This is a genomic window from Pectobacterium colocasium (assembly GCF_020181655.1).
In the GTDB taxonomy this organism is placed as follows: Bacteria; Pseudomonadota; Gammaproteobacteria; order Enterobacterales; family Enterobacteriaceae; genus Pectobacterium; species Pectobacterium colocasium.
Genome location: NZ_CP084032.1, coordinates 4,658,245 through 4,679,129 on the forward strand (window position 1 = coordinate 4,658,245; position 20,885 = coordinate 4,679,129).

General features: G+C 47.6%; 21 protein-coding genes. 12 read left to right on the plus strand and 9 right to left on the minus strand.

Annotation, left to right across the window (positions count from 1 at the left end; genetic code table 11):
• Positions 1 to 72: 72 nt before the first annotated feature.
• The 5 genes from pagP to LCF41_RS21045 all read right to left on the minus strand — a co-directional run bounded on the left by pagP (position 73) and on the right by LCF41_RS21045 (position 4,115).
• Positions 73 to 711: a lipid IV(A) palmitoyltransferase PagP gene (gene pagP, locus LCF41_RS21025; protein ID WP_225086186.1), complete on the minus strand. Its 639-nt coding sequence runs from the start codon at positions 709 to 711 to the stop codon at positions 73 to 75.
• 310 nt (positions 712 to 1,021) lie between these two features.
• Positions 1,022 to 1,843 (minus strand): serine O-acetyltransferase, encoded by an 822-nt coding sequence (cysE, locus tag LCF41_RS21030; RefSeq protein WP_225086187.1) that lies wholly within the window; start codon positions 1,841 to 1,843, stop codon positions 1,022 to 1,024.
• A 147-nt stretch (positions 1,844 to 1,990) separates the two neighbouring features.
• A complete protein-coding gene (gene gpsA / locus LCF41_RS21035; protein ID WP_225086188.1) occupies positions 1,991 to 3,010 on the minus strand; it encodes an NAD(P)H-dependent glycerol-3-phosphate dehydrogenase in 1,020 nt (339 codons plus the stop codon).
• Positions 3,010 to 3,480, minus strand: a complete 471-nt coding sequence (secB, locus tag LCF41_RS21040) for a protein-export chaperone SecB (protein WP_014913761.1) — start codon at positions 3,478 to 3,480, stop codon at positions 3,010 to 3,012. The genes gpsA and secB overlap by 1 nt, the downstream gene beginning before the upstream one ends.
• Before the next feature lie 203 nt (positions 3,481 to 3,683).
• Positions 3,684 to 4,115, minus strand: a complete 432-nt coding sequence (locus tag LCF41_RS21045) for a rhodanese-like domain-containing protein (protein WP_180740772.1) — start codon at positions 4,113 to 4,115, stop codon at positions 3,684 to 3,686.
• A 364-nt stretch (positions 4,116 to 4,479) separates the two neighbouring features.
• On the opposite strand from LCF41_RS21045, the gene envC reads away from it, so the two are divergent.
• On the plus strand, positions 4,480 to 5,781 hold the full coding sequence (gene envC, locus LCF41_RS21050) for a murein hydrolase activator EnvC (protein ID WP_225086189.1): 1,302 nt from the start codon (positions 4,480 to 4,482) through the stop codon (positions 5,779 to 5,781).
• A gap of 2 nt (positions 5,782 to 5,783) precedes the next feature.
• Positions 5,784 to 6,731, plus strand: a complete 948-nt coding sequence (locus tag LCF41_RS21055) for a divergent polysaccharide deacetylase family protein (protein ID WP_225086190.1) — start codon at positions 5,784 to 5,786, stop codon at positions 6,729 to 6,731.
• A gap of 51 nt (positions 6,732 to 6,782) precedes the next feature.
• Here LCF41_RS21055 and tdh read toward each other — a convergent pair whose 3' ends face one another.
• Entirely contained in the window at positions 6,783 to 7,814 is a 1,032-nt protein-coding gene (tdh, locus tag LCF41_RS21060; RefSeq protein ID WP_225086191.1) for an L-threonine 3-dehydrogenase, read from the minus strand.
• A 10-nt stretch (positions 7,815 to 7,824) separates the two neighbouring features.
• Positions 7,825 to 9,021, minus strand: coding sequence for a glycine C-acetyltransferase (locus tag LCF41_RS21065; protein WP_225086192.1), 1,197 nt, complete (start codon positions 9,019 to 9,021; stop codon positions 7,825 to 7,827).
• Positions 9,022 to 9,263: 242 nt separating this feature from the next.
• On the opposite strand from LCF41_RS21065, the gene rfaD reads away from it, so the two are divergent.
• From rfaD to LCF41_RS21085, 4 genes are read left to right on the plus strand one after another with little or no spacing between them, the layout of a single operon-like run.
• Positions 9,264 to 10,196, plus strand: a complete 933-nt coding sequence (gene rfaD / locus LCF41_RS21070; RefSeq protein ID WP_225086193.1) for an ADP-glyceromanno-heptose 6-epimerase — start codon at positions 9,264 to 9,266, stop codon at positions 10,194 to 10,196.
• Between the two features lie 23 nt (positions 10,197 to 10,219).
• A complete protein-coding gene (rfaF, locus tag LCF41_RS21075) occupies positions 10,220 to 11,305 on the plus strand; it encodes an ADP-heptose--LPS heptosyltransferase RfaF (RefSeq protein ID WP_225086194.1) in 1,086 nt (361 codons plus the stop codon).
• Complete coding sequence (rfaC, locus tag LCF41_RS21080) at positions 11,302 to 12,285, plus strand: lipopolysaccharide heptosyltransferase RfaC (RefSeq protein WP_225086195.1); 984 nt, start codon at positions 11,302 to 11,304, stop codon at positions 12,283 to 12,285. Before rfaF ends, rfaC begins: the two co-directional genes overlap by 4 nt.
• Before the next feature lie 26 nt (positions 12,286 to 12,311).
• On the plus strand, positions 12,312 to 13,571 hold the full coding sequence (locus tag LCF41_RS21085; protein ID WP_225086196.1) for an O-antigen ligase family protein: 1,260 nt from the start codon (positions 12,312 to 12,314) through the stop codon (positions 13,569 to 13,571).
• Between the two features lie 2 nt (positions 13,572 to 13,573).
• Here the strand turns inward: LCF41_RS21085 and LCF41_RS21090 are convergent, their stop codons facing one another.
• Together LCF41_RS21090 and LCF41_RS21095 are read right to left on the minus strand one after the other, a co-directional pair.
• The gene (locus tag LCF41_RS21090) at positions 13,574 to 13,948 is read right to left on the minus strand and encodes a type II toxin-antitoxin system death-on-curing family toxin (protein ID WP_225086197.1); all 375 of its coding nucleotides are present in this window, start codon (positions 13,946 to 13,948) and stop codon (positions 13,574 to 13,576) included.
• Entirely contained in the window at positions 13,945 to 14,169 is a 225-nt protein-coding gene (locus LCF41_RS21095) for a type II toxin-antitoxin system Phd/YefM family antitoxin (protein ID WP_180740762.1), read from the minus strand. Before LCF41_RS21095 ends, LCF41_RS21090 begins: the two co-directional genes overlap by 4 nt.
• A gap of 357 nt (positions 14,170 to 14,526) precedes the next feature.
• On the opposite strand from LCF41_RS21095, the gene rfaQ reads away from it, so the two are divergent.
• The 6 genes from rfaQ (at position 14,527) to LCF41_RS21125 (ending at position 20,884) form a co-directional block, all read left to right on the plus strand.
• Complete coding sequence (gene rfaQ / locus LCF41_RS21100; protein WP_225086198.1) at positions 14,527 to 15,597, plus strand: lipopolysaccharide core heptosyltransferase RfaQ; 1,071 nt, start codon at positions 14,527 to 14,529, stop codon at positions 15,595 to 15,597.
• Positions 15,594 to 16,718: a glycosyltransferase family 4 protein gene (locus LCF41_RS21105; RefSeq protein ID WP_225086199.1), complete on the plus strand. Its 1,125-nt coding sequence runs from the start codon at positions 15,594 to 15,596 to the stop codon at positions 16,716 to 16,718. Before rfaQ ends, LCF41_RS21105 begins: the two co-directional genes overlap by 4 nt.
• Positions 16,719 to 16,792: 74 nt before the next feature.
• Entirely contained in the window at positions 16,793 to 17,812 is a 1,020-nt protein-coding gene (waaO, locus tag LCF41_RS21110) for a lipopolysaccharide 3-alpha-galactosyltransferase (protein WP_225086200.1), read from the plus strand.
• Positions 17,813 to 17,850: 38 nt separating this feature from the next.
• Positions 17,851 to 18,795 (plus strand): O-fucosyltransferase family protein, encoded by a 945-nt coding sequence (locus tag LCF41_RS21115; RefSeq protein WP_225086201.1) that lies wholly within the window; start codon positions 17,851 to 17,853, stop codon positions 18,793 to 18,795.
• Positions 18,796 to 19,043: 248 nt separating this feature from the next.
• Positions 19,044 to 19,943, plus strand: coding sequence for a glycosyltransferase family 2 protein (locus tag LCF41_RS21120; RefSeq protein WP_225086202.1), 900 nt, complete (start codon positions 19,044 to 19,046; stop codon positions 19,941 to 19,943).
• Positions 19,944 to 19,981: 38 nt separating this feature from the next.
• Entirely contained in the window at positions 19,982 to 20,884 is a 903-nt protein-coding gene (locus tag LCF41_RS21125) for a glycosyltransferase family protein (protein ID WP_225086203.1), read from the plus strand.
• The last annotated feature ends 1 nt before the right edge of the window (position 20,885 follow it).

Genomic DNA, 20,885 nt, shown 5'->3' on the forward strand with positions numbered 1-20,885 from the left:
CTGTTAACGCAACGCTTTATCAAATAATTAGAGCCTCTTTTTATGAAATAAAAGAGGCTCGATAACCTAAAATCAAATCTGCCATCTTAACCAGGCAAAGAAAACATTACCGTTATTATATGTGCCAGGGATGTAAGTCGCCTGGAAAGAGAGTTTGTTATAACTTATTGATGCCAGAGGCAGCAATACAGGAATCGGAATATAGTTCCAGTTGTCACGCATCGTTACGCCGGCCGTAAAACCCAGCCCCAATTGGAAATCCTGATCGCTGGTTGGCCGCCAGCGCTTTTCATAACCATAGCCACCGATAGGCTCCCATTTATTATAGGAATCTTTAAATGCCATAATATAAAGCCCGTGCCAGTCCCCATCCTTATCCAAACGGGAAAGGCCGTAGCCCGCGCCCCACGGCCTTTCATTATATCGATCAGTCTTTTCTTTATCGTACGTCCAGCGGTTATGCCAGGTAATCGCCGGGATATAAATATCGTGGCTTTGCGGCGAATTCCAGGTCGTAGACAGGTTATTTTTACTTCTTTGCCACCAGCTTTCACTCTGCTTATCCGATGCCAAATCATTGGAATCAACCGCTGTAAGGGTACGGTTAGCCATGCTATCCGTATTATTTATGCTTTCTGCTGCGTAGCTCAAAAAAGGGACAACGGGTAGTGTACTCAAACTCAGCGTGATTAAAGTTCGCTTCAAATACATATAATTTTCTCTGTAACAGCGTCACGATTCCATTCAAACAAAGGTAATCCAGATAAAGCTATCCTTGGTCGTTACCAAAATATATAGTTCAACTTACGCCATCTGCCTATATAAACGGTAAACTAAAGCAACCTATTATGAAGGGATAAGTAGCAACTTTGCTTAAATAGATAGTGAATTCAGTACCGATTTCAGACGTTTCTTAGCAGAAATAACAAAAAACCACCTTGTTTACCGGTGGTTTATACTCTGATGAGGAACCGTTTCAGATGGATAGCAAAAACGTTAAATCGCCTATGCTGCTGCGGGGCTAGATACCATCACCGTATTCAAAGCCACGATTGATGCCGTTGAAATACTGATCCATATCCATAGCAGGTTTATCGCTTTCCGGTCGACCAACAATACGAGCCGGGACACCTGCCGCCGTCGTGTGTGGAGGAACGGATTGCAGCACGACAGAACCGGCGCCAATTTTCGCGCCACAGCCAACTTCAATGTTCCCCAGAATTTTAGCACCAGCACCAATCATCACGCCTTCACGAATTTTAGGGTGACGATCGCCGCTCGTTTTACCCGTACCGCCCAGCGTCACGGATTGCAAAATAGAGACATCATTTTCAACCACCGCGGTTTCGCCGATCACAATACCTGTTGCATGATCGAGCATGATCCCGCAGCCGATTCTCGCCGCTGGGTGGATATCGACACCGAAAGAAACCGAGATCTGGTTCTGGAAATAGACCGCCAGCGCTTTACGATCCTGCGACCAAAGCCAGTGGCCAATACGGTAAGCCTGTAGTGCATGAAACCCTTTCAGATAGAGCAACGGCGTCGAATATTTATCCACCGCCGGATCGCGCAGGCAGACGGCCTGAATATCGCGCGCGGCAGAAATGATCATCTGTGGATCGGCGTCGTAGGCTTCTTCAACTACTTCACGAATGGCGATCGCAGGCATGATCGCATTTGCCAGCTTGTTTGCCAGCATATAGCTCAATGCGCTACCCAAATTCTCGTGCTTCAGCAACGTGGCATGAAAAAAGCTGGCCAGCATCGGTTCACAGTCTGCGAGACTGCGCGCTTCTGCCTTGATATTGGTCCAGACCAGTTCCAGTTCTTCTGTCGACATTGCCTTACTCTCCGAGCGACCACACACTACAACGTATATCTGTTCTCAAACGGCAGGCTTATTTGCACCACCGTTCGCATACAAGAAAATGAAGATACTATGAGCCTCCCAGATTAGGAAGCCCAGCGCAGCATAGAACAACGTGTTTTATAACCTGGCGGTTTCATCTTTACGCGTGCGCCCCAACAGGCTCAGCGCCGCCTCTCGGGCGTCTTTTCCGCAATACAGCACCTGCCAGAGTTGTTCGGTAATCGGCATTTCAACGCCGTAGCGCTGTGCTAGCGCCAACACCTCTTTCGTATTGCGATATCCTTCAACAACCTGACCAATGCTATCCTGCGCGCTCTGTACATCCATTCCCTGCCCCAGCATCATCCCGAAGCGTCGGTTACGGGACTGATTATCAGTACAGGTCAGAACCAGATCGCCCAGCCCCGCCATCCCCATGAAGGTGGTGGGATCGGCACCCAGCGCCGTGCCAAGCCGAGTCATTTCTGCCAGCCCGCGGGTGATCAACGCGGTTCGTGCATTCGCGCCAAACCCAATGCCGTCAGACATCCCGGCACCGATAGCGATGACATTTTTCACCGCCCCACCCAGTTGCACGCCGATAAAATCAGGATTACTGTACACGCGGAAACTTTTCCCACAGTGCAGCAGTCGCTGTAGGTCGTCAGCAAATTCACTGTCCGTCGATGCCAGAGCAATCGCCGTTGGCATACCGGCCGCTAATTCTTTGGCAAATGTCGGACCGGAGACCACCGCAAGCGGAATAGTGTCGCCCAACGCTTCGCGGGCAACATCCTGCAATAAACGTCCCGTTTCGGCTTCCAGCCCTTTTGTCGCCCACACGATACGTGCATCGGCTCGTAAATACGGTTTCAACTGACGCAGAACATCACCAAACACATGGCTCGGCACCACAACCAGCACGTTTCTGCTGGCAGCGAGCGCCTGCGCCAGATTGGTTTCCAACTGTAGCGAATCGGGGAAAGGCACATCCGGCAGAAACGCCTGATTACAGCGGGCAGCCTCTAACGCCTGAATGTGTGCAGAGTTGTGGCCCCACAGCACAACTCGATGGCCATTACGCGCCAGCGTAATGGCCAATGCGGTGCCGTACGAACCGGCACCGATGACGGTCATGGAAGCGTCAGACGCGTTCATCAGGCATCCTGATGCTGCGCAGCGCCTTCACCTTCGGTCTGCTGCTGCAGGTAGTTCATGAACAGCGCATCAAAGTTAACTGGTGCCAGGTTCAGTTGCGGGAAGGTACCGCGAGAAACCAGGCTGGTGATGCACTCGCGCGCGTAAGGGAACAGAATGTTCGGGCAGTATGCGCCCAGGCAGTGCGCCAGTTGAGTTCCTTCAATGCCGCCAACGGTAAAGATACCGCCTTGCTGAACTTCACACAGAAACGCAGTTTCTTCACCCAGAGAAGCCGTTACAGTCACGCGCAGAACAACTTCATAGATGTCATCAGCCAGTTGGCTCGAGGCCGTATCCAGATCCAGTTTTACTTCCGGCTGCCATTCCTGCTGGAACACCTGAGGCGCATTTGGCGCTTCAAAAGAGATATCTTTGGTGTAAATACGCTGGATCTGGAAAGCCATTTCTGTGTTGTTTTGTTCAGACATGTTAAGTAATACCCTTTTGTTAGATTTTTTTGACGTCTTCCGTCGTCATAAATAGGCGGACGTCAGCACAGTTCAGTCATTATCGTACTGCAATCAGCCTGTCGATTATCCTGCCAAATCGTTGCCATTTTCGCTGCGTATGACTCATCACACTATGACTGATCACACACGGCACGACGAGGATAGTTTTACCACAAACCGTGTTACTTGCCGCGGACTAAAGGCAGATTCTCACCACTCCAGCCAGCCAGGCCGTCTTTCAGTATCTGCACACGCTCAAAGCCCGCTTTGAACAAATTTTCGGCCGCTTCACGTGAAGAGAGGCCATTGGCGCAAACCACGATAATCGGCTGCGACTTATGTTTTTCAAGTTCACCTACACTGCCGTTCTTAATGTCGTTCGGCAACAGGTTAAATGCGCTGGCAATATGGCCACGGCGATAGTCATCACGGTTACGGATATCGACGACGACAGCATCTTCTTTATTAATCAGGCGGATCGCTTCACCGCGAACCACTTCTTTTACGTTCGACAGTTTACTCTTCACAGTAAGCACGATAACCGCAACCAACAGTGCAACCCAGGAAATGCTCAAAATAGGGTTCTTGCTAATGAATGGCATAATCTCTTGCATGGGGTGTAACGACTCCCGGATCAGTTAATCAACAAAAATATAAGGTTCCTGAGTATACCTGCGCGATACGGCAATTACAGCCAGTAAGCCAACATAGCGTATCGAATCTGCGGCGCGATACCCAAAAATTTCCAGGATAGCGATTTAACGCCATCCCAACACCGACGCCAGCCAGAGAGAGCAGGCCACAGAAACTGGCATACCCAATAATGCCATTCCTTCATTTTATGCGCAGAGCTTTCCATTTATCCATTATTGATGCGCATAGATGCCCGTCTTTGTGCCATGCTTGTCACGTCTGGAAATAGAAATCAGACAAGAGACAACTGGTAAGCCGCTGTTCATCGTGGAATAATTCACCGCTATGAGTAAAAACGCGTTATTTGTACAGAGTCGAGTGGCATGTAGCGCCGATCGCCATTTATCCGCATTGCAAAGGCTGCTCACCCGCTGCGTCAGCGCGCTCTGCGTTGGCGTTTTGCTGTTGCCCGCGCTCAGCCAGGCGGAAGATAATCAGGCGCAGCTCAAGACCCTGCAACAAGATATCGCCGCAAAAGAAAAAAGCGTTCAAGAGCAACAAAAGCAGCGCAGTGCGTTAGTCCAACAGTTGAAAAAGCAGGAGCAGTCTATCTCTCAGGCCAGTCGTCAACTGCATGAAACGCGCAATACGCTGTCCACGCTAAATAAAGAATTAACCAGCCTCAGCGCGTCTATCGCCAAGCTGCAATCTCAGCAGGATAAGCAACAAACGCTGCTCTCCCGTCAGCTTGACGCCGCCTTCCGGCAAGGCCAGCACAGCGCGCTGCAATTAATGCTGAGCGGAGAGGAAAGCCAGCGCAACGAACGCATCCTCGCCTACTTCGGCTACCTGAATGAAGCTCGCCAGAAATCCATCCACGAATTGCAGCAAACCCGCGTGGAACTGGCTGACCAAAAACGTCAGTTGGAACAAAAGCAGACGCAGCAAAAAACGCTGCTGAGTGACCAACAGCAGCAACAGCAGACGCTGGAGCAGGCGCAGTCCGATCGGAAAAAAACGCTGTCGACGCTGGAAAGTTCGCTGGAAAAAGATCGGCAGCAGTTGACGGAGCTGCGCCAGAATGAAACCCGGCTGCGCGACCAGATCGCTCGCGCCGAGCGAGAAGCGAAAGCCCGCGCCGAACGAGAAGCGCGTGAGGCCGCCAAAGTTCGTGCGAAGGAAGAACAGGCCAAACGCAGCGGCAGCAGCTACAAACCTACGGAAGGTGAACGCTCACTTATGGCGCGAACTGGCGGTTTAGGGCGACCTTCAGGTCAGGCTATCTGGCCAGTCAACGGCCGCATCGAACATCGTTTCGGCGAACCGCTACAGGGTGAACTACGCTGGAAAGGGCTGGTGATTGCCGCGCCGGAAGGTACAGAGGTGAAAGCCATTGCCGATGGGACCGTACTAATGGCTGACTGGCTACAGGGCTATGGGTTGGTCGTTGTCGTTCAGCATGGTAAAGGCGATATGAGCCTGTACGGTTATAACCAAAGCGCGTTGGTCTCCGTTGGCGCTCAGGTCAAAGCCGGTCAACCTATTGCGCTGGTTGGCACCAGCGGCGGGCAGAGCAAGCCTGGGCTGTATTTTGAAATCCGTCGTCAGGGTCAGGCGGTCAATCCACAACCTTGGCTAGGAAGATAGTCTTGTCATATTTAACCAAAACACCGTTACTGGCATTGGGTCTGCTCGCGTTGTCTCCTTTAGCGCTGGCTGGGAAACTGTCCATCGTCATCGATGATTTCGGCTATCGTCCGCACAATGAGAACCAGATTCTGGCAATGCCAACGGCGATTTCCGTTGCGGTATTGCCCAATGCGCCGTACGCCCGTGAAATGGCGACCAAAGCCCACCAGCAAGGGCGAGAAGTCTTGATCCATCTGCCAATGGCACCGATGAGCAAGCAGCCGCTGGAGCGTGACACGTTACGCCCGGACATGAGCAGTGATGAAATCCAGCGCATTATTCGCCAGTCGGTCAATAACGTGCCTTACGCCGTGGGGTTGAACAACCATATGGGCAGCGCGATGACCGCCAGCCTGCCCGGCATGCAAAAAGTCATGCAGGCGCTAAGCGCTTACCAGCTCTATTTCCTCGATAGCATGACCATCGGCAGCAGCCAATCCAGTCAGGCTGCGGCGGGAACGGGCGTCAAAGTCATCAAACGCAAAGTCTTTCTGGATGATTCGCAAAACGACGCCGAGATTCGTAAGCAGTTTACCCGCGCGGTGCAAATTGCCCGCCGCAGCGGTTCCGCCATCGCTATCGGGCATCCGCATCCTTCCACTATCCGCGTCTTACAGCAGATGCTGCCCACGCTGGATGCCGATATTGTCTTAGTCCGCCCCAGCCAGTTACTGAATGAACCGGCGCGACAGTACGAACCTCAGCCGCAACAGCCGGTTAAACCGCGTAATCCGTTCCGCGGCATCCCGCAGTGTCGGGTCAAACAGCCGCCGGAACCGGTGAAGAGTGATGTGTTCTTCAGGCTGGTGAGCAGCAGCATTCGGGAAAGCGCCCCAGTGATGTTTATCAAGCACCGCTGGCAGACCTGGGTGGTTCCAGCCGACACCGAAACGCACGTTCAGCCGTAACACCTGGCGTACGTTTCCCTTTTGCCATCGCACAAATTCGTTACGGCAGGGTTATTCTGTCCCCCAATTGAGAATCACCTTGCCCGACTGACCCGAGCGCATGGCGTCAAAGCCTTGCTGAAACTCATCAATGTGAAAGCGGTGGGTGATAATCGGTGACAAATCCAGTCCAGACTGAATCAGCGCCGACATTTTGTACCAGGTTTCGAACATTTCCCTTCCATAGATCCCTTTGATAAACAGCCCCTTAAAAATCACCTCTCCCCAGTCAATCGACATCGGTTCGTGCGGAATACCCAGCATGGCGATGCGGCCACCGTGATTCATCGCTTTCAACATGGCACGAAAGGCTGACGGTGCGCCCGACATCTCCAGTCCGATATCAAACCCCTCAGTCATACCTAATTCGATCATCACATCTGCCAGATTTTCCTGCGCCACATTGACGGCACGCGTCGCCCCCATTTTACTGGCCAGCTCCAGCCGGTACGCATTAACATCGGTAATGACGACATTCCTTGCGCCGACGTGACGGCACACCGCTGCCGCCATCATGCCTATCGGCCCTGCGCCAGCAATCAAGACATCTTCCCCCACTAAATCAAAGGAAAGCGCGGTATGCACCGCGTTGCCGAAGGGATCGAAAATGGCGGCCAGCTCATCAGAAATATTGTCGGGAATGCGAAACGCGTTGTAGGCAGGAATCACCAGATATTCTGCGAACGAACCGGGACGATTGACCCCGACGCCGATGGCATTGCGGCATAAATGACGTCGCCCAGCCCGACAGTTGCGGCAGTAGCCGCAGGTAATATGGCCTTCGCCGGAGACCCTGTCGCCAATATGGAAACCGTTAACTTCCTGACCGATAGCGACAATTTCACCAACGTATTCATGCCCGACGACCATCGGAACGGGAATCGTCTTCTGCGACCATTCGTCCCAGTTATAGATATGCACATCTGTTCCGCAGATCGCGCTTTTGCGGATTTTAATCATAATGTCGTTATGCCCGAGTTCCGGCATGGGGGAATCCACCATCCAGATGCCTTCTTCTGGTCGCAGTTTTGCCAATGCTTTCATGACGGTTTCCTCAGTTGATAACACCCAGACGTTTGCCCACGCGCACAAAAGCCTCGACGGCAAATTGGATTTGCTGCGGCGTATGGGCGGCCGACATTTGGGTACGAATACGCGCCTGACCGAGGGGAACAACGGGATAGAAAAAGCCGGCGACGTACACGCCTTCCCGCTGTAGCGCCTGCGCAAAATCCTGCGCCAGTTGCGCTTCGCCCAGCATCACGGGAATGATGGCGTGATCGGCTCCCGCCAGCGTGAACCCTGCGGCAGCCATCTTTTCACGGAACAGACGAGCGTTTGCCCACAGACGCTCACGCCGTTCGCCACTCCGTTCCAGCAGATCGAGAACGCTGAGCGATGCAGCGACAATCGCAGGCGCAAGCGAGTTGGAAAACAGATAGGGTCTAGAGCGCTGGCGCAGCCAATCGATCACCTCATGTCTGCCCGCCGTATATCCCCCCGACGCGCCCCCCAGCGCCTTGCCTAGCGTACCGGTAATGATGTCGACGCGATCCATCACCCCACGGTGTTCATGCGTTCCGCGCCCTTGTTCGCCCACAAACCCCACCGCATGGGAATCATCCACCATCACTAGCGCGTCATAACGATCCGCCAGATCGCAAATCCCCTGCAAATCGGCAATGACGCCATCCATCGAAAACACGCCGTCAGTGGCGATCATGATGTGCCTTGCCCCTTCCGCTCTCGCCAGTTGCAACTGCGCTTCCAACTGATTCATATCGTTATTGGCATAGCGGTAGCGTCGCGCCTTCGATAGTCGAATACCGTCGATGATTGAGGCATGATTAAGCACATCAGAAATAATCGCGTCTTCCGCTTCCATCAGCGTTTCAAACAGCCCGCCGTTGGCATCAAAGCAGGAGGAATAGAGAATCGCGTCATCCATTCCCAGAAAATCCGCCAGCTTACGTTCCAGCTGCTTGTGGATATCCTGCGTTCCACAGATGAAACGCACCGATGCCATACCGAAACCGTGGCTGTCCAATCCGGCTTTGGCGGCGGCAATCAGCTCAGGGCTATCCGCCAGGCCAAGATAATTATTGGCACAGAAGTTGAGCAGGCGCTTGCTGTCCACCACCTCGATTTCAGCCTGCTGCGCAGAGGTAATAATGCGCTCTTCTTTGAACACCCCTTCGGTGCGTGCTGCCATAACTTGTGTAGTAAGTTGTTGATAAAACGCGGCAGGCATAGCGTGACTCTCCCATAAAAAGATCGCTTTATGGTTTTTAAGCTAGCGGATGTGGGCAGAAATGCGGGGTAAACAGTCTGAAAATGCAGGCTTCGTCACGGCCTGAATCATCTTAAAAACGTTGAGGCAACACGGGATAAATTAAGCTCTGGCTGCTTGCGGTAAAATGAAATGCTATTATAGCGGTCATAAATAGCGTGGGGCGCGGTGCCCCACCAGCAAGATTAACAAAGGTCGCGCCCATGATTATCGTTACTGGCGGTGCCGGTTTTATCGGCAGCAATATCGTAAAATCCCTGAATGACATCGGCTATCGGGACATTCTGGTGGTCGATAACCTGAAAGACGGCACCAAATTCGTCAATCTGGTCGATCTGGACATCGCAGATTACATGGATAAGGAAGACTTCATCGCCAGCATCGTTGCAGGCGATGACTTGGGCGATATCGATGCCGTATTCCATGAAGGTGCCTGCTCATCTACCACCGAGTGGGATGGCAAGTACATGATGGATAATAACTATCAGTATTCCAAAGATGTACTGCACTATTGCCTCGATCGCAACATTCCGTTCCTGTATGCCTCTTCTGCCGCAACCTACGGCGGTCGCAACGATAACTTCATCGAAGAGCGTCAATACGAGCAGCCGCTGAACGTCTATGGCTACTCCAAATTCCTGTTCGATCAATACGTGCGTGAAATTCTCCCGGAAGCTGAATCGCAGATCTGCGGCTTCCGCTATTTCAACGTCTACGGACCGCGCGAAGGCCACAAAGGCAGCATGGCGAGCGTCGCATTTCATCTGAACAACCAGATTAATCAGGGTGAAAATCCGAAGCTGTTCTCCGGTAGCGAAAACTTCCAGCGTGACTTCATCTACGTCGGCGATGTCGCGGCCGTCAACCTGTGGTTCTGGCAAAACGGTGTCTCCGGCATCTTCAACTGCGGTACTGGCCGTGCCGAATCCTTCCAGGCAGTTGCCGACGCGACGCTTGCTTTCCATAAAAAAGGCAGCGTGGAATACATCGAATTCCCCGAGAAGCTGAAAGGCCGTTATCAGGCCTACACTCAGGCTGACCTCACCAACTTGCGTGCCGCAGGCTATGACAAGCCGTTCAAAACCGTCGCCGAAGGCGTAGCGGAATATATGGCCTGGCTGAACCGTACCGTTTAATCAAATAAGGATTCATAAGCGGTATGAAAATTTTGGTCATCGGCCCTTCCTGGGTCGGCGATATGATGATGTCGCACAGCCTTTATCGCACCCTGAAGGCTGAACACCCGGAAGCGGTTATTGACGTGATGGCGCCAGCCTGGTGCCGTCCGCTGCTGGCACGTATGCCGGAAGTCAATCAGGCGTTAGCCATGCCGCTCGGTCACGGCGCACTGGCGCTGGGCGAACGTCGCCGCCTTGGCGTCTCGCTGCGTGATGCAGGCTACGATCGCGCTTACGTGCTGCCCAACTCCTTTAAATCCGCGCTGGTTCCGTTCTTCGCCAACATTCCACAGCGCACAGGCTGGCGCGGCGAAATGCGTTACGGACTGCTGAACGACTTACGCGTGCTGGATAAGGCGGCATTTCCGCTGATGGTTCAGCGTTATGCCGCATTAGCCTACGATCGTCGCCGTATTCGTCGTGCCGAAGATCTGCCGCAGCCGTTACTGTGGCCACAGTTACAGGTCAATCAGGCCGAAATGGCGGACATGATGCGAGCCTTCGATCTCAGCGATGCACGCCCCATCATCGGCTTTTGCCCCGGAGCCGAATTCGGCCCCGCTAAACGGTGGCCGCATTATCACTATGCGGCGTTGGCACAATCACTGATCGAACGCGGCTACCAAATCGCGCTGTTCGGCTCCGCCAATGACCGTTCAGCCTGTGACGATATCCTTCAGGGATTGACGGAAGACGCACGACAGCATTGCGCCAATCTGGCGGGGAAAACCTCGCTGGAACAGGCGGTGGTGCTGATCGCCGCCTGCCACGCCGTCGTCAGCAACGACTCCGGGCTCATGCACGTTGCCGCAGCGCTTCATCGTCCGCTTGTCGCGCTTTATGGCCCGAGCAGCCCCGATTTTACCCCGCCGTTGTCCCATCAGGCCGAGGTGATTCGGCTGATCACCGGCTATCACAGAGTGCGCAAAGGCGATGCGGAACAAGGTTACCACCAGAGTTTGATCGACATTCAGCCCGAACGCGTACTCAGCGCACTGGATAAGTATCTCGTTAAGGAAAAAAGCGTTTTTTCCGGAGAAAGTCCGCTGCCGGGAGCTGGCGCATGAGAGTGCTGATCGTCAAAACATCGTCGATGGGCGATGTGCTGCATACGTTACCCGCCTTGACCGACGCCATGCAGGTGATTCCCGGTATTCAATTCGACTGGGTGGTTGAAGAAGGTTTCGCGCAGATTCCCAGCTGGCACCCGGCGGTTTCCCGCGTGATTCCGGTGGCGATACGTCGCTGGCGCAAAAGCTGGTTCAGCGCCCCGATACGTCAGGAACGTGCCGAATTTAAACGCCAGCTACGCCAGTACCGTTATGATGCCGTCATTGATGCGCAAGGGCTGATTAAAAGCGCGCTGCTGGTGACGCGACTCGCCAACGGAAAGAAACACGGACTGGATTGCAAGAGCGCGCGTGAACCGCTGGCAAGCTGGTTTTATAACTATCGCCACCCGATAAGCCGTCAGCAGCATGCCGTCGAGCGCGTACGAGAGCTGTTTGCCGCCAGTCTGGGCTACCGGAAACCCGCCGAGCGCGGCGATTATGCGATTGCCTCGCGTTTCCTCTCCCAGCCGCCCGCAGACGCCAACCGCTATCTGGTGTTTCTCCACGCCACAACGCGCGATGAAAAACACTGGCCGGAAGCACACTGGCGTGAACTGATTGCCCTATTGGCACCGAGCGGACTACGCATCAAACTCCCCTGGGGAGCGGAGCATGAGCATCAGCGCGCATTACGGCTGGCGGAAGAATTCTCCCACGTTGAGGTCTTACCGCGCCTCACGCTGCAACAGGTCGCCGAGGTATTAGCAGGCGCTAAAGCCGTCGTTTCCGTCGATACCGGGCTTAGCCACCTGACGGCGGCACTGGATCGTCCGAATATCACCTTGTACGGACCAACCGATCCGGGGCTAATTGGCGGCTACGGAATGAATCAGGTGGTGGAAATGTCTGAAAACCAGAAAATGGAGACAATTCCTGCTAGCCACGTCCATCAGAAATTAGAGAAGCTGATAGAATTATCCGCATCAGGCGAGTGACATCGCTCCCGACAGTGAACAAATACATGCTTAATGAATTAAGATACGAACTGGGCAAAACGCCCAGTATAAGCTCGACTGTCGCGCTTAAAACTGTTTTCCCCGGCTGTTTACTCACATTAGCCATTATGCCATTTAGTAGCATTATTGCCGGGTGGCTGTTTTATCTCACGGGTTCTCTCTCTGTTTTCTATGTGGCGACAAACCTAAGAACCGTAATAGCGGCTAAACGATTGTTACTGATTCCACTTTTCCTGCTGGCTATCGGTTTAACCAATCTCATCTGGTATCACCACTATTATCAACCTGATAGCCTTTTCCCTTATGTCTATAACGCGTACAGGGCATCCGCACACGCCGGTATTCTGGGTGCATTTACCCTGCTGACGGTCTTGCATCTCTCACAAAAGAGTCAGCCACAACGGTTACATGCCTATATGCTCGTCATTTGTGTCTTAGCATTAGGATATGCATTTTATCAGGCATGGTTCAGTGGAATGCATCGTATTGGGTTGGTATTTGGCACAGCCACGAGCGCGGCCTATTTTCTGACTTTCATTGGCGCCCTAAGCGCACAGGCACTGCTTAAACTCGATTCGCCTTATAAGTATTATCTTTACCTGGGGCATTTTCTGTTAGTGATGGTGGCTATTCTGCTAACAGAGACGCGGGCAGCGATATTCGTCTACCCGATTGTCGGCGCAACTATTTTATTGTCAGAAGTCAGACATAATAAACGCCTGCTTATTAAAGCATTCATCGGCTCAGCCGCCACACTTCTCCTGTGTTTATTCCTCTTCCAGAATACACTTCATCAACGAGTCAACGACCTGATCAACGATATACACAGCTATAGTATGGACAACAGCATGACATCGGTGGGGGCGCGTATTGCGATGTACCAATCTGGTATCGAGGCAGGAGAAGAAGCCCTGTTTGGACAATCCGCCGAACAGCGTGCAGAACATATCATTGCACAAGCAAAGCAAGAGTCTGAATTATCCGGCGCGCTGGGGTATTTGAATGTTCACCTGCATAACGAAGTGATTGACGCTTTTTCGTTGAAGGGCATACCAGGAGTGATACTGCTAGTATTGCTTTATGCCTCTCTATTTTATTTTTCATTTTTTGTTCTACGCAGCCATCTCTCTGCGGCGCTGCTTTTCGCACTGCTGATGTATGGGCTGAGCGACGTTATTCTCTATTCACGAGATATGCTTATTGCGTGGCTGATGGCGTTTTGTCTTGGCACCACGCTGACGGGAAAATGGCTAAAGCAGCGATGATCCTAATCGACGAGTTTTTTCAGTTCTTCCGCGACGGTATGAACGTCGTAAAGCCCTTGCGCTGCCATTACCACAAAATCAGCAAAGTTTTCTGACGGAGTCATTGACGCGCCATTCATATCAAGAAACACCATAGCCGCTGCCGCCGAAGTCCTTTTATTCGCATCATTAAAGCCATGCCCGCGCGCTATCGAAAGCAACAGCGATGCGGCAAGCATGTGCAGGTCATTCTCATTCTGGTATGTGTGAAGATTCTCAACGCGGGCAACCATGCCTTCCACTACGCCGATATCCCTGTACCCAGGCAAGCCACCATACATTTCCAACTGATAATCATGGATTGCGATGACCTGCTCAACCGTTAAGAAGAAGATCATTTATCAGCAAGTTCCTTAAACAACGCCTGATTCTTTGGCTTACTCATTACCTTGGCAAGAGAAGCTTCAAATTTAGCCTGCTGCAACTCGGCAAACTGTGCCGCGGTGATAACCACCATATCCGGCGCTGAACGACGGGTAATCGTCACTGGTTGCGTAATAGCCGTATCCAGCACTTTGGCAAATTTCTGCCGAACATCAGAGAAAGTCATCGTCAACATCGCCTGTTCCTTTACATTATTTCGGGTTGATATCAACTAAGTTGTACAATTAAGTTGATATGACTGTCAATTCAATGCGCTCAACATCTTTTCGAAAAACGAGGAAGGGCATGACAACACAAAACCATCGGTGGTCGGGAACCTCCGAGTAAAGGTAACCTCTGCGCAGCTTTCAAGATGACGGGTATAATATTAATTACCTCTGTGAGAGGGGTGTAGGTTTTAGTACCATAAAGGAAAAATTAGCTATCCATGCTGTCGCGCCACATGGATAGAATCAGCCTTTTGGTCGCTGTTGAGCCAAGGCGGTAGCGTGCCTGTAAAAATCATAACTTTTGATGACATGAAGGAAAACGAGTGAGTCAACGCATCATCTCTTATCGCCGAATTCTCGTGGTGAAGCTTAGATATCATGGCGATATGCTGCTGACCACTCCGCTCATCAGCACACTGAAAGCTAATTATCCTGAGGCTAAAATCGACGTATTACTCTATCAGGATACGATGCCCATTCTCTCCGCCAATCCAGAGATCAATCAGCTTTATGGGTTGAAGAGAAAAACGAAGACGCTCTCCGAGAAAGTGCGTAATTTCACCGATGTCAGAAAAACACTGAAAAAAAATAAGTACGACCTCATCGTTAATCTTGCGGATCAGTGGCCGATTGCGTTGTTAGTAAAATCCTTAGGTGGACGTAGCATTGCGCTCGATCGCGGTAATAAGCTGAAGGGTAAAATCTGGCGTTTGTTTTTCGACCACTGTGTACCGCCAATAGGCGCACATATTGTTGAACAAAATCTCTATTTACTTACGCCGCTAGCGCTACCAGCATCGAATACCGTTTCACGACTATCACTGCATTATCATCAAGACGATGCCAAACGTATTTTTAACCACTGTCCGACGCTGTTAACACAGCCTTATGTCGTCATCCAGCCCACAACGCGTCAATATTATAAATTTTGGGATAACGACAAGTTCGCTCAGGTGATTGACTATCTTAAAGAAAAAAATCTGGAAGTCGTGTTAACGTGCGGTCCATCGGAAGAGGATTTATCTGTCGTTCGCGATATTTATTCACAGTGCATTCATAAACCTGAGATGTCATTTGCGGGCAAAACGAGCTTTCCGGAACTGGCGGCGTTAATCGACAATGCCGTGCTATATATTGGCGTAGATTCAGCCCCAATGCACATGGCTGCCGCATTAAATACGCCACTCGTCAGCTTATTTGGCCCAACAGACTACAAGGTATGGCGTCCGTGGTGTGAACACTATAAACAGATTTGGGCAGGGGAATATCAACCGATGCCAGCTCACTATAACTATGATCAGACGGTTAAGTATTTGTCCTGCATCCCTGCGGAAGATGTCATTTTGGCCTCAGAACAGATGCTGAATATCACGTCGCAAAGAGATGCCCAATGAAAATCGCATTCTGCGTCTACAAATTCTTTCCTTTCGGCGGGCTACAGCGAGATTTTCTGAGCATCGCACAAACTTGCCAAAAACAAGGCCACAATATTCGTGTTTACACTAGCGAATGGCAAGGCGACAAACCTGAAGGGTTTGAGATCATTCTCGTGCCCATCTCTGGATTGGGAAATCATACTCGCCATCGCCGTTTTTCCGACTGGATACAACGCCATTTACAACAGCATCCTGTCGATCGCGTTGTCGGATTTAGCAAAATGCCAGGACTGGACTTCTACTATGCCGCAGAAGGATGTACGGCAGAAAAGGCGGTTCAGGAAAAAGGCTTCTTTTATCGGTTAACACCACGCTGCCGAGGATATGTGGCACTTGAACGCGACGTGTTCGACAGAAACAGTCGCACGCGTATGCTGATGCTAACACCGAGGCAAATTGCCCATTTTCAGAAGCATTACGGCACACAAGATGAACGCTTCTTTATGCTGCCACCGGGGATTTCACGGGATAGAAAATACAGCGCACATTCTCCCGATACGCGTTCTCGGTTTCGTCAACAGCACCATCTGGATGAAAACGGATTTGTTCTGTTGCAAGTCGGTTCCGATTTCAAACGCAAAGGTGTTGGCCGCAGCCTGAGCGCGATTGCCAGCCTGCCACAAGAACTGCGTCAACGCGTTACGTTTCTCGTCGTCGGTCAGGATGATCCAAAACCGTTTCAACAACAAGCGGAACAGCTTGGTATTGGTAAACAGATCCACTTTTTCTCTGGCCGAGATGACATTCCTAACTTCATGGCGGCCGCAGACTTGTTACTGCATCCGGCTCATCAGGAGGCCGCTGGCATCGTTTTGCTTGAGGCTATTGCGGCGGGGTTACCGATACTGGTTACCGATGCGTGCGGTTATGCTTTTTACATTGAACGCTCGCAGGCTGGGCAAGTGATCCCCGAACCTTTTAACCAGATAGCGTTGAACCATGCGTTGTCACATGCACTTAGTCAGCCAGAAACGCTGAAACAGTGGGCAGAAAATGCCCGCCATTTTGCTGATACAGAAGATATTTATAGCCTGCCAGAAAAGGCAGCGCAGTTGATTATCAGAGAAAACGATAGTTAAACCAACGCAATCTATTGTTGTCAAAATAACGCGTTGATCCCCATCTATTTTTAAGAGTTATAACCGAGTTCACTATGTATTTTTCATCGCAAGGTATTATAAAAAGAAAAATTTCATTTACTCATCCCTTAACGGAAAATTCAGAATCCGATACGCTAAATATTGCTTACGGTATTGATAAAAACTTTATGTTTGGCTGCGCCATTTCAGCAGCATCAATCTTGCTTCATAATCCTGACATCAACTTTTCATTTCATATATTCACCGATTCATTAAATGATGATGAAGAGCAGAAATTTCGAGCCCTTAGCACTCAATATAATGCAGAAATTAATATTTATATTGTAGATTGTGATGAATTGAAATCACTGCCCAGCACCAAAAACTGGTCTTATGCAACCTACTTTCGCTTTGTGATTGCCGATTTGCTTTACCCGGAAATTGAAACACTTCTTTATATCGATGCCGATATTGTTTGCAAAGGTTCATTACACGAGCTGTTAGGAATCGAATTCAACAACAACATTGCGGCAGTGATTGCAGAAGAAGATAAGGTTTGGTGGGAAAAACGAGCCAATGCACTTGATGAGCCAGGAATCAATGTAGGGTACTTTAATGCTGGTTTCCTATATATCAATCTCGCACAATGGCAAAAAAACGATATTAGTTCGCAGGCTATGTCGCTTCTTGCCGATGATAAAGTAAAGTCAAAAATATCTTATCTTGATCAAGACATATTGAATATCTTACTTATAGATAAAATGATATGGCTTGATAAAAAGTACAACACACAATATAGCATTAATTATGAACTTAGTACGCCTAAGCCAGTCAACCCTATAAAGGATGACACAGTTATGATTCATTATATCGGGCCGACAAAACCCTGGCATCAATGGGCTGAACATTATGCTTGCACGGAGTATTTTTTAGATGCCAAAAGCGCATCACCGTGGAATCAGTCTCCCTTACTGCAAGCAACAACCACGAGTAATATGAGATATTGTGCTAAACATCAGTTTCATAATAATTTCGTTTTTTTTGGGATATTCAGCTATTTTAAATATTTTTATAGAAAGATTTTATCAAAATAATTACTACCATATTAAATCATAAAGTTAGGAATATAATAATGAAGACACTATTTCTAAAAAGAACTGGTGGTGGATTGAACAATCAAAAAATGATCTTTCTTGCCCTATTAATTGAAGCCATAGAAAAAAAATCTCCCATAGCACTTCCTTACTTCATTAATTTTATCGCTAATAAAAGCAAAAAGAGTTTGAAAGATAAAGTTTATTTTTCTTACATATATAAATTCTTTCATAGAGATATAGATCTATTCACAGTATTCGATAAGAAATCAATGGATGCTTTCTTCGAAAAGTACAATATAAAAATAAACAACTATATCACCTCTCGATATACAGGAAAAAAACTCAATCCTGACAAACTATTTTTCAAAGGCGAATCTATCGTCAACGAATTTATAAAAAATCAGAACTATGAATATAGAAATATAGTAATCGATTTTTTTAAATATTTGACACCATCTAAATATATGGAAGATAAGATAGAGTATTTTATTTCGCACGCACATCCATATGATGCTGTTTGTCAACTACGAATAGAAAGTGATTGGCCGTTAGACATTGAAGACTCATGGAAAAAAAAACCCAGTGAGGTTAACTCAACACCGTTAGAACGTTGCAATCACATATTTAGTAAAATAAAAAAAACCTTACCCTCTCTAAACACACTTTATATTACTTATGATAAAAGTGCTCTAACCTGCTCATTCGAGGATATAAAAAAACTAGCAAAAGATAGGTTCGGATTCAACTTAAAAGAAAAACATTCAGCGGTTAATGATGAATTCAATCCTAAAAATTCATTAGAGGCCTCAATTATTGATTTTGAAATTGCAGCACGTAGTAGTATATTTATCGGGACGGACATGTCTACATTTACATCAATATCAGCAGTGACCAAGTTTTGCCGAGATGGGCATCCACCTAAAGATAGGTATTTATATAACCTACCTGGGAAGAATTTAGTTCCCGATGAAAAATTTTAATAGTAGTTAATTAGAATAAATAACTTCTTACATTAATGCTTCACTTCTCATTGTGCAAGGCCTGTACTAACAGGAGCCACAGCCTGCCAGTGTGCGCTCTCATATAAGCTATTTAGAGTTAATAGTTAAACGTTGTTTTTACTGGTGAATAACGTGCACCTCTCAATATAAAATTATTTATCAATAGTGCCCATTATAATTTACAATGCGCTATTTCTTATCTGAACAATTCGACTATAAGAGTTAATATGTTGATAAATGCAATTGTTGTTATATATAACTCAGCACTTATGGAATCACAAACCATAAAGGCAATATTTAATTCCAACCAGAACGATATTACATTAAATATCATCATATGGAACAACGGACCTAATCTATTAAAAGATGAAGATATAGATGATTACATATCGGAGTGTAAAACTAGAAAAATATCGACGATTATTTATCAAGACATAAGAAATATTTCTTTAAGCAAGATCTACAATTTAATTATAGAAAAAGAACCCTTTGATTTTTTTGCTATATTAGATCAAGATACAAAGATATCTACAGATTTTTTCTCTAATATTTTGGAAAACAAAGAATACGAATTAATCTGCCCAGCAATATATTTAGAAAATAATAATAATCAACTTGACTCTCCGGTTTATAGTAATTCATTAGAAATTATTCCCTCCGGTGATTTTAACGCTAATCATATGTTAACTTGTGGCTCAGGGATTGCCATTTCCCACTCGCTATGTGAAAAAGTAATAAACAAGTATGGCTTCATGTTTGATGAGGCATATGCATTTTACTTGGCAGATCATAGTTTTTTATTTAATCTGAATGACTTCAATTTTATAAAAGGAAAGTGCGTAGGTAAAATACACCATAATCTATCTGGTTATGGGATAAATTATAAAAAAATGAAAGAAACTGCAAAATTAGAGCATGGACTCGCACTAATTTTAAGAAGAGTGCACAAACAGAAAAAAACCAATATAGTGAAAAATCTTTTTCATGCTCTGAAATTTTCTATAAAATCTCGCTGTAGTTACAAAAGCACTTTAAAAATTGTCTCTTGTGCATTAACCGGAAATCACCCGAGGTCTAAATATAGTATCGAAAAAAACAAAGAGCCAACGGTAATGTTTAAATTATAGACTCTCATTAAAGCTCTACTGATCGGAATTTTATAAAAATGAATATAACTGCCGTTGTTGTCTTATACAATATGAGTCTTTCAAAATCAGATACGTTGCAAAGTATTTTAATGAATCAACTTAACAACATTAAACTCACCTTGAAAATATGGAACAACGGCCCTGTAAAACTGGAAGAAAAAGATATAGAGGGATTTTTCTCTTTCTGTTCAAGTTTAAATATAAAAGTTGATATATTTCAGGATATGAGAAACGTATCACTCTCTAAGATATACAATCATTTCATTAAAGATATAGACTATGACTACATCACAATATTAGATCAGGATTCAGCACTATCTGAAGAATTTTTTGATAACAAGCTCTATGAAAATGCAGACATTATAATACCTAAAATTTATTGTGATATAAATGGAAAAATAACTCAAACGCATCCATATAAAACCGAAAGCGGCGAAAAAATAACCACAGAAGGTTTTATCAATGAGAAAATAGAGACGGTGATGTCTGGTCTTACCTTATCCAAGAGTGTTACAAATAGAATTATAGAATACCGAAAATATATCTTTGAAGAAAGACTGGGATTTTATGGGATCGATTGTGATTTCTTTAAAATATTTAATACAATGGAACCATCACCCAGAATAACTGTTTGCTGTAAAAATAAAATATTTCACTCTTTCGCACTATTAGATCCTAACGAATCAAGAAGTGAATTTAGGCAGATAGAGTTGTATTACTTTAAGTTATTTTCACGGATTGAATATCAGAAGAAAGGCTCAATCAGCACTCTCTGGGTTATTCTTAGAGATTTTATTAGGATGAAAAACAACTTCGTAACAACATATAATATGACTATGTTTGTGTTAAGAAAATGTCATCCTAGATCTATTTTTAATATAAAAAATAATTATCCAACCCATAGACTGAAATTAATATAAC